This window comes from Paenibacillus sp. FSL H7-0331 (assembly GCF_001956045.1).
This window is the reverse complement of the sequence record NZ_MRTH01000143.1, coordinates 1-1077: the sequence shown is the minus strand read 5'-3', so window position 1 is coordinate 1077 and position 1077 is coordinate 1. Positions and strand designations below refer to the sequence as shown.

Genomic DNA, 1077 nt, shown 5'->3' with positions numbered 1-1077 from the left:
ATATTTGATCTATATAAGTTGAACTAAAGGAATTCATTTCCACATCGTCGAATAAAGAACTACAACCTAAAAGTGACGGTGAAATGATGGAAACGACACCAACGTATATTGAGATTGAATCCTTGATGAAAAAAGAAAAAGATCGGCGCATGTTCGAGCGGTACCAAACCATTTATCTGCATTTGAAAGGTAAAAATACGCTAGAGATTTCAGAGATTATCGGCAGAACGGAACGAACGGTCTATAAATATTTGCGTGCCTATCGCGAGGCTGGTGTAGTTGGACTGCAAATAAACTATTCAACAGGAGCTCCTGAGCGACTGACGAAGGAACAGCAAGAACAACTGAAGCAGACCATCGTATCTTCCGTTCCCCATGAAGTCGGTTTTCTTAGCAAATATAGTTGGACCCTCTATCTCATTGGCGAATATATCCAGCGAGAATTCGGTCCTACCTACTCACTGCGTGGCATTTCAAAAATGGTGCACCGACTTGGGCTCAGCTACACCAAACCCACCTATACGCTAGCTGCGGCGGATGAAGTCAAGCAACAAGCCTTCACAGAAGTAACTTTTCCTACTTTGAAAAAAGGTTAATGGACGAGGAAATCGCTCACTTGCTCTTCGAAGATGAGTCGATGATCCGCGATTACCAAGCGCTTCAGCATACGTGGTTTCTCAAAGGCAAGCAACGTGTCATCCAGACAACAGGCAAACATCGTGGTGTTAAGCTATTAGCGGTTCTGAACTATGCTACAGGCCACATTCTTTGGAAAGAAGATGAACAGTATGATGCCGTGACGTTCCTATCCTTCCTTCAAAGTGTAATTGAAGCGTATCCGCAAGGAAGGATGGTTATGGTACTGGATAATGCCCGTATTCATCATGCCAAGTTGCTTCAACCTTTTTTGGAGAAACATAAAGAGCGTCTTGAATTGGTTTTCTTACCGCCATATAGCCCGAAGTTGAACCTGGTCGAAGGACTTTGGAAATGGCTGAAGGCAGATGTCATTAACAATGTGTTTTTTCATTCTGTTACTGAGATCCGTAAGAAGGTTACCGCATTTATGAAGAACAT

General features: G+C 42.9%; 1 protein-coding gene. It reads left to right on the top strand.

Annotation, left to right across the window (positions count from 1 at the left end; translation table 11 throughout):
- Positions 1 to 86: 86 nt before the first annotated feature.
- Positions 87 to 1077, top strand: a protein-coding gene (locus tag BK127_RS42880; RefSeq protein ID WP_372237431.1) for an IS630 family transposase whose coding sequence is annotated in 2 segments (ribosomal slippage) — positions 87 to 590 and positions 593 to 1077 — 989 coding nt annotated over the 2 segments. Because the reading frame shifts where the segments join, the coding sequence is not laid out codon by codon here. This gene is flagged as partial in the annotation.